Origin of the sequence: Okeania sp. SIO2F5 (genome assembly GCF_010692685.1) — a bacterium.
Lineage (GTDB): Bacteria > Cyanobacteriota > Cyanobacteriia > Cyanobacteriales > Microcoleaceae > Okeania > Okeania hirsuta.
Map to the genome: position 1 here is coordinate 45,300 of NZ_JAAHGU010000040.1, position 8,980 is coordinate 54,279.

The following is an 8,980-nucleotide window of genomic DNA, read 5'->3' on the forward strand; positions in this document are numbered from 1 at the left end:
TTTTTTGCATTGGAATCAAATACTATGATTGTTCTATAGCTATTCGTTCTGGTAAAACATCGTGACTGAGTAAATCTTGGTAAGTTTCCCTTTGTAATATTACATTTACTTCGTCATTGCTAACTAAAACTCCTGCTGGACGTGGTAGACGATTGTAGTTAGAAGCCATGCTATAGTTATACGCACCAGTAGCCATTACTACCAAGCAATCTCCTGGTTGAGTTACGGGTAACATGGCATTTTTAACTAGAATGTCACCAGATTCACAATGTTTACCAGCAACGGTAACTGTTTCTGTTACAGGTTCAGAGAATTTATTAGCTACAACCACTCGATAAAGAGATTGATAGGTGATTGGACGAGGATTATCTGACATTCCCCCATCTACTGATATATAAGTCCTAATTTCTGGAACTTGTTTTTGAGCACCAATTGTATAAGCTGTTACACAAGCCTGGCTAATAATTGAACGTCCAGGTTCGCATAATAGTTTTGGTAAAGGTAATTGTCTAGCTTGGCAAGCATCTACCATTGCCTTACTGATATTGTGAACCCAAGTTTCAATACTAGGAGGGTCATCTGCTTCAGTATAACGGATTCCTAAACCACCACCCATATTAATCTCTTTGACTGATAGATTATGTGCCATGGCAGTTGTCATTGCATCTACCATTACAGTTGCTAAATCTTGATGGGGTTGAACTTCAAAAATTTGGGAACCTATATGAGCATGAATGCCAATAAATGATAGTTTTTGTTGTTTACTTATGAAGCTAAAAACATCATTTAATTGATTAGGGTCAAATCCAAACTTGCTATCTAGATGACCTGTCCGAATGTATTCGTGGGTATGACATTCAATACCAGGTGTAAACCTCACCATTATTTTTGTGGGATTTTCTAGTGCTTCTGTTTGTTCGTTTTTTAAATCGGCTAATGTTTTTAATTCTAGCCAATTGTCGATAACAATTACACAATCTGTTTCGACCGCTAAACTTAATTCTGCAAGAGATTTATTATTGCCATGTAAGTATATTTTCTCTGGATTAATACCTGCTTGGATAGCTGTGTATAATTCACCTCCAGATACAACGTCTATACCTAAACCTTCAGAACCACAAATAGCGCATACTGCCAGACAGCTCCAAGCTTTAGAAGCATAAAGAACCAAAGATTCTCCAGGATAGTACTGTTTCAGTGCATCTCGATATTGACGACAAGCAGTTCTGAGAGTATATTCGTCCAATATATATAGAGGTGAGCCAAATTTCTCGACCAGTGCTGGGACATCCCAGCCACCGATTTCTAAGTGATCTAGATTGTTAACTTTGGCAGTGAGTGGTAAAAGCTCCTGATTTGGTGAACTTTCCATTTTTGGCAAATACTGAAGTCCAGAATTTGCGGATATTACAGATTGAGTTGATACCATAAGTGTTGTACAGAGTTATACTCTAGTAGTCTAATTTAATAATATAGAAGTTATTTCACTTTTTGACACTCCCCGCGATGAATTGACGGAGATTCTTCGTTCTATGACCAGACTTGCTGAGACAAGATTTCTCCTACCCCAGTAGAGGAGAAGTCTCCCAAAGTGTTTGACTGGATGAGCCTGGTTTCTGTGTGCCCCACAGTACCAAGGGCGATATTCAGAATAATGTTGATAGCTGTATTGTGGTCTCGGTCCAGAACACATCCACATTGACAAAGATGAGTTCTAGTTGATAGTGATTTCTTGACCGTGGTTCCACAGTTTAAACAATTTTGGCTAGTATAAGCTTGGTTGACTGCAACAGTGGCTTTACCGAATCTATGGCCAAAATACTCTAACCATTCTTGATGCAATCGCTCATGGGGGAAACCCTCAAGACCGCGCTGCATCGCTTTTCTGAATTTATACCAACCTGCATCATTAATAGACTTAGCCAGACAGTGATTCTTAACTAGATTCTTAATCCTCAAATCTGCCTCCGGCACGTCGCTCTGCGTCTACATAGGCGACCAAATCCTTAGACTGGACTACGCAATGTCCTAGTCTCTTAGCATGTTCTTCACGTTGCCTACTTATTTTGAGGTGTACTGATCCGAGTTTATTAATGGCGCACTTGGGGTTAGCACTGCCTTTTTTCTTGCGAGAAACCCGACTTTGATAAAATTTAAGTCGTTTCTGACTCTTCCTGTAGAACTGTGGATTAGACTCTGTATTGCCATCTGAATCTGTGTAGAACTCTTTGAGTCCCACATCTAAGCCAACGTTATGCAATGTCTGTTCTACATCAACCTTGATATCTACGCTGATACAGAACTGACAATAATAACCATCAGCTCGTCTAAGCAATCTCACTCTTTATAATCTGTTCAATTGGATAGAAGGCCAAGTCCCACGTCCCCATCAATTTGAGTTTTCCTATACCTTTTTTGTCAGTAAATTCAATATTTTTAGGGTCATGCAATTTCCAGCCGCTGATTTTATATTCAACTGAACGGCTATGTTTTTTGAATTTTGGGAAACCCTTTTTGCCTGGTACTTTCTTGTTACAGTTTAAGAAAAACTTGGCAATTGCTGACCAACACCGTTCTACAGATGCCTGACAAGCATGAGAGTTTAAATCTTTGACAAAGGGATACATTGCGCGTAGTTCGGTATTGTACCGATACAGTTCTTTTCTCCCTAAGCTCCGATTGTCCATCCAATAACGCAGATATAAGTTTCTCAGGAATTGACCCGTCCGAATTGCCTCATGAATCCCTTGGTATTGATTCAGTTTTCCCTTGGCTTTCAATTCTTACACTATCATAATCTTAACGCTAGCTTGTCTGGCGTATATGATCTGTGATCTGACGTTCAATTCAATTTGGGCAACTTGATTGAGGTTAACCGTCCTTCTAGGGCGCGAATTGAGACCTGCTTTTTTTGGTCAATTTTTGATTAATTTTTTATCTAGAATTTAGACTTTTGCAATTATGGCAATTATTACGATTCAACCAATGAGTCCAAAGCATATTTCTAGCGTGGTTGAATTGGATCGACTCTGCTTTGGTGGACTCTGGAATTTTCAAGGTTATCAGCAAGAACTAGAAAGTCCTAACAGTGATTTGCTAATTTTAGTAATTAGCCAAATGAATGAAGAGATGAAAAGGGAGGTAACCTTTAAATCTTCTAACTCTAAATCAGAGCTTATCAATCATCAGTCCATAATTGGCATAGGTTGTTTATGGGCTATTTTAGAGGAAGCACACATCACTATTCTCGGAATTCATCCCCACTACCAACGTCTGGGTTTAGGTCAGTTATTATTATACTCCTTAATGAGGTCTGCTTGGGACAGAGGGTTAGAGCGAGCCACTCTAGAAGTTGCAGCCTCAAATACATCTGCATTGTCCCTTTATCACAAGTTTGGGTTTCAAGATGTGGGCCGTCGTCGAGGATATTATCAGCAAACTGGCGAAGATGCTCTAATTCTATGGCGTGGTCATCTCCATGACCCAGAATTTGAGCAAACTTTGTCCCAATGGCATAGACAAGCGATCGCTCGTCTGAGTGGCTATGAAGTAAGGTGGGAAAAGTTAGAATCGGTTATTGGTAATTAGCGATCGCTCAACTCAAATAGCTTTATTATTTTGAGTTAATTTTGTTTATAGACCCTTTTGCCTACACTTTAAATTTATTGTATGGAGTTTATAGATATAATCTGTAAAAAATCTAAAAACACATAAAAAGTCTAAAAATCTCACCCAATATTGCATTTTGTTAAGATATTTTCTCATAGAATCTAAATATAAAAACTACATTAATAGCAAAGATTTAGTTGACTGAAATAGATAATTGTTACCGATAAAACTTTAGAATTTCTTAAAATAAACAAGCAGATTTAATCATCTCTATATAAAAACCTGAGCTATACTTTAGAAACTCAAATTATATTTTGGCTATAAATATGTAAGTGTAAATACCATTAATGGAGGAGGAAGTACATAACGTTAAATTCTTTAGAATCTTACATCTCAAAAGCAAGCTTTATAGATAATGATTTGATTCCAGTGTACAACAAAGGTGAGAAAAATCAAGTTACTTTTTCAGGAAAAAGAGTAGAAAGAGGAATGCAATTGCACCGCCACCAAAGGATTAATCAATGAGTTGCGTGAACGGTTCTCTGAATATAATGAGAAAAGCAGCTCACTTTTGTCTTTAACTATGGGAAGCGAGGGTGTTGTAGTATCTCCTTCGGGGGAGCTTTCCTGCTGAATGCTACGCAAACGCTAACACCCAGTCAGGGTGACACCTGGGTTCCGAAGGATATGTCTTATGTGACTATATTTTTATGAACTATCTCAAGTCTGAATAAACATTTTGCGGGGTAAATACAGAAAGCGTAAACTTCTCTAAAGTTCATCAAACTTACTCATAATTATAGCTATCAAACTAAAATAAGTAAGTTTTTTTTCAGTTGTCTATCCATTGAGTCGCTATCAGCTATAATTAAGGTATGAAGCTAGTTGAACGTCATGTTATCAGCAAATCACATTATTTGTGGTCAGAAATTGACCACAAGGCTTTTTTGTCGAAAAATCTGTTCAATTTAGCTAACTATTATTATCGTCAATACTTCTTTTGCGATCAAAAGAAATTAAATTTTAATGAACTGTATCACAAGGTATCTAAAACTGATGATTATCAAGCTTTACCTACCAAGGTAAGTAAGCAAATTATTAAGAGATTAGATAAAAGTTGGAAAAGTTATTTTTCAGCTTTAAGAGAGTGGAAAAAACAGTCAAATAAATTTTTAGGAAAACCAAAAATCCCCAAATATAAACATAAGTCAAAAGGCCGAAATATTCTGCCTTATCCAGATGAGTCAATTTACAAAAAAGCCTTAAAAAAAGGGATTTGTCATCTGTCGATGAGTGAAATAAAAATTCCTACTTCACAGACAGAAATAATAGAGGCAAGAATCATCCCCAAAAGTAGCTGTTATCTTATAGAAATAGTCTATGAAAAACAGGAGGAAATAACAAATAATCAACAAATAGCAGGAGTAGATTTAGGAGTAAATAACTTAATAGCTGTAACGACAAATCAAACAGGAATATCACCTCTTTTGATTAAAGGCAGACCATTAAAAGCAATCAACACTTTTTATAATAAACAGCGCTCTTGTTTACAATCTCAATTAAAAAATAACCACAATAAAAGTAATTCTCATCGGTTAAAAAAATTAACTCACAAACGAAATTGTCGAGTAGAAAACTATCTCCATACAGCAAGTAAAAGAGTAATAGATTGGTGTATCAACAATGAAATAGGAACCTTAATTATTGGGCAGAATCAGACTTGGAAACAAGAGATAAAATTAGGGAAAAAGAACAATCAACAATTTGTGAATATCCCTCACTATAGGTTAATAGAGATGTTAAGGTATAAAGCCCAACTAAGAGGAATAAAAGTAATAATTACCGAAGAATCCTATACATCTCAATCGAGCTGTTTAGATGGGGATGATTTACCCAAAGATGGAGAACAAAAACCGGAATTTAGTGGAAAAAGAGTAACAAGAGGGTTGTATAAAACTAGGGAAAATAAATTATTAAATGCTGATGTAAATGGGTCGTTTAACATTATTAAAAAAGTAATTCCTGATGTCTTTGACCAAGGAATAAAGGGTTTGCCGTTTAACCCTGTGGTGGTTGATCCACTACGAATGACTAATATTTCAGGCTTTCTCATTCAGTTTGAGTAAGTTTAGTTTGAGTAAGTTTAGTTGAGCGGTAACAGTTTTAATATAAATGTCACGCTAGAATAACCGTAAGGGGAACTTTATAAATAATAGGAATTAATTAATTATGTTTGAACGCTTCACCGAAAAAGCAATCAAAGTGATAATGTTGGCCCAAGAAGAGGCTCGGCGCTTGGGACATAACTTTGTGGGGACGGAACAAATCCTCCTGGGTCTAATTGGAGAAGGCACAGGTGTTGCGGCCAAAGTTCTCAAATCTATGGGTGTTAATCTCAAGGACGCTAGGATTGAGGTAGAAAAAATAATTGGCCGTGGATCGGGATTTGTGGCTGTAGAAATTCCTTTTACTCCCAGAGCTAAAAGGGTTTTAGAATTATCCTTGGAGGAAGCACGGCAATTAGGACATAACTATATTGGTACTGAGCATCTACTTCTGGGTTTAATTCGAGAAGGGGAAGGAGTTGCAGCAAGAGTTCTAGAAAACTTGGGCGTAGACCTCTCGAAGGTACGGACTCAGGTAATTCGGATGTTGGGTGAAACTGCAGAAGTCACTGCTGGTGGTGGCGGTGGACGGACTAAAACTCCTACTCTGGATGAGTTTGGTTCTAATCTGACTCAAATGGCATCTGAAGGTAAGTTGGACCCAGTAGTGGGAAGGCAAAACGAAATTGAACGGGTTATTCAAATTCTAGGTCGTAGAACGAAAAATAATCCAGTTTTGATTGGAGAACCAGGGGTCGGAAAAACAGCGATCGCTGAAGGTCTGGCACAACGTATTGCTAATAATGATATACCGGATATTCTGGAGGAAAAGCGGGTAGTTACTCTGGACATTGGTCTCTTGGTGGCTGGCACAAAATACCGGGGTGAGTTTGAGGAACGTCTGAAGAAAATTATGGATGAAATTCGTTCTGCGGGTAATGTCATCCTGGTTATAGATGAGGTTCATACTCTAATTGGAGCTGGTGCAGCAGAAGGGGCAATTGATGCGGCTAATATTTTGAAGCCTGCTTTGGCTCGTGGGGAGTTACAGTGCATAGGGGCAACTACCCTTGATGAGTATCGCAAACATATTGAACGAGATGCGGCACTCGAACGTCGTTTCCAACCAGTAATGGTGGGTGAACCTTCCGTTGAAGAGACAATTGAAATTTTATACGGTTTAAGGGAACGTTACGAACAACATCATAAGTTAAAAATTTTGGATACAGCTCTAGAAGCTGCTGCTAAATTGTCAGACCGCTATATTAGCGATCGCTATTTACCGGATAAAGCTATTGATTTGATTGATGAGGCAGGTTCCCGGGTTCGTTTGATTAATTCTCAACTTCCTCCGGCAGCTAAGGAGTTAGATAAAGAGTTGCGTCAAATTCTTAAAGAAAAGGATGAGGCAGTACGCTCTCAAGATTTTGATAAGGCAGGAGAGTTGCGCGATCGGGAAATGGAGATTAAATCTGAAATTCGTTCCCTTGCTCAAAGTAAAAAGACAGATTCCACGAGTGAAAATGATTCTCCAGTGGTTAATGAAGAAGATATTGCTCATATTGTTGCAAGTTGGACGGGTGTTCCAGTTAGTAAACTCACAGAATCTGAGTCTGAGAAATTGCTACACATGGAAGATACTCTGCACCAACGTTTGATTGGTCAGGAAGAAGCTGTCAGAGCAGTATCTCGTGCTATTCGTCGGGCAAGAGTAGGATTGAAAAACCCCAACCGACCAATTGCTAGCTTTATTTTCTCTGGACCGACTGGGGTTGGTAAGACAGAATTAACTAAGGCTCTGGCTACATATTTCTTTGGGTCAGAAGAAGCAATGATTCGGTTGGATATGTCTGAATACATGGAACGTCACACTGTTTCTAAGTTGATTGGTTCTCCTCCTGGTTATGTGGGTTATAACGAAGGTGGTCAGTTAACTGAAGCAGTTCGTCGTCGCCCTTATACTGTGGTGCTATTTGATGAAATTGAAAAAGCTCACCCTGATGTCTTTAATATGTTGTTGCAAATTTTGGAAGACGGACGGTTGACTGACGCTAAGGGTCGCACAGTAGATTTCAAGAATACCTTGATTATTATGACCTCCAATATCGGTTCTAAGGTAATCGAGAAAGGAGGCGGTGGTCTTGGTTTCGAGTTCTCCGACAATGAAGCAGATGCTCAATACAACCGAATTCGCAATTTGGTTAATGAAGAACTAAAACAATATTTCCGCCCAGAATTCCTCAACCGTTTAGATGAGATTATCGTCTTCCGTCAGTTGAATAAGGATGAGGTGAAGGAAATTGCTGTGATTATGTTGAAAGAAGTCTTTAGTCGTTTGACAGAAAAAGGCATCAAGCTAGAAATTACTGAACGCTTCCAAGAGCGGTTAGTTGAGGAAGGTTATAATCCCAGTTATGGAGCGCGTCCTCTACGTCGGGCAATTATGCGTTTGCTTGAGGATGTTTTGGCTGAGGAAATTCTTTCTGGTGCGGTTCGCGAGGGCGATACTGCTGTGGTTGATGTTGGAGAGGATGGTCAGATTAAGGTTACTCAAGGTGAAAAACGAGAGTTGTTGCCTCAAGGAGCTGAGTAGGATTTAGTTTCTTCTGGGAACGGAAGTTAATTTTTAATGGTAAGACGGCAGAGAGTTTAAGCTTTCTGCCGTTTTGAGGGAGTAGGGAGTCAGAATTTTTAAGGTTTTCAGTTCAAATTAATGATGATAAAAATTGTCAGAACCAATTTAGGATTGCTATGTAAATTATAGTAGAGTAGAAATTTAAGAGATGCGGTCGGTGAGAGCTACGCTCCCTTCGCCTTCGGCGTTAAACAACCGTGAATGCCTGTGGATAAGTAGGGCTTGCTGATTAAATATCAAAGCACTGACAGATATTGGTTTCAGCCTTTTTTTGCCTTTAAAAAGTGCGCCTGTTTCAGTCTAAAAAGCTCAAAAAGCTAGTATTTTAGGCGCATAGTTGGGCAAAAAAATTAAGGGACAAAACTTAGCTCCTGCCTCCTCGCTCATTCCCTTTTCTCCTGTCTCCTGTCTTCTGTCTCCTGACTCCTACCCCCACCAAAAGACTTTTTCAGCAAACCCTATAGCAATGAGCGCTGGCATCTTTACATGTTACATAGATATTTGCAATGTAATATAAAAGTAACTGTATGAGCTGTATTTTTCATAAATTAGGCGATCGCTAAACCTTAAAGTTTTAAGGATGTCTGTAATGGTATTGATAATTTACAGTTTATAGCTTGAAATTGTTTAC

4 protein-coding genes and 1 pseudogene are annotated in these 8,980 nt (G+C 38.4%); 3 read left to right on the forward strand and 2 right to left on the reverse strand.

Translation table 11 applies throughout. From position 1 onward, the window contains the following. Positions 1-22: 22 nt before the first annotated feature. Complete coding sequence (gene lysA / locus F6K27_RS15090; protein WP_287277004.1) at positions 23-1,429, reverse strand: diaminopimelate decarboxylase; 1,407 nt, start codon at positions 1,427-1,429, stop codon at positions 23-25. Positions 1,430-1,530: 101 nt separating this feature from the next. After that, positions 1,531-2,780: pseudogene (locus F6K27_RS15095) on the reverse strand (RNA-guided endonuclease InsQ/TnpB family protein). A 181-nt stretch (positions 2,781-2,961) separates the two neighbouring features. On the opposite strand from F6K27_RS15095, the gene rimI reads away from it, so the two are divergent. From rimI to F6K27_RS15110, 3 genes are all read left to right on the forward strand, one after another. Next, on the forward strand, positions 2,962-3,588 hold the full coding sequence (gene rimI / locus F6K27_RS15100; RefSeq protein ID WP_287277006.1) for a ribosomal protein S18-alanine N-acetyltransferase: 627 nt from the start codon (positions 2,962-2,964) through the stop codon (positions 3,586-3,588). 896 nt (positions 3,589-4,484) lie between these two features. Further along, positions 4,485-5,735 (forward strand): transposase, encoded by a 1,251-nt coding sequence (locus F6K27_RS15105; protein ID WP_287277008.1) that lies wholly within the window; start codon positions 4,485-4,487, stop codon positions 5,733-5,735. A 103-nt stretch (positions 5,736-5,838) separates the two neighbouring features. After that, positions 5,839-8,307, forward strand: coding sequence for an ATP-dependent Clp protease ATP-binding subunit (locus F6K27_RS15110; RefSeq protein ID WP_287277010.1), 2,469 nt, complete (start codon positions 5,839-5,841; stop codon positions 8,305-8,307). Positions 8,308-8,980 lie beyond the last annotated feature (673 nt).

Excerpts from the sequence above, each read along its gene's own strand:
- lysA (WP_287277004.1), bottom strand. The coding sequence starts at position 1,429 with ATGGTATCAACTCAATCTGTAATATCCGCAAATTCTGGACTTCAGTAT.
- rimI (WP_287277006.1), top strand. The coding sequence starts at position 2,962 with ATGGCAATTATTACGATTCAACCAATGAGTCCAAAGCATATTTCTAGC.
- F6K27_RS15105 (WP_287277008.1), top strand. The coding sequence starts at position 4,485 with ATGAAGCTAGTTGAACGTCATGTTATCAGCAAATCACATTATTTGTGG.
- F6K27_RS15110 (WP_287277010.1), top strand. The coding sequence starts at position 5,839 with ATGTTTGAACGCTTCACCGAAAAAGCAATCAAAGTGATAATGTTGGCC.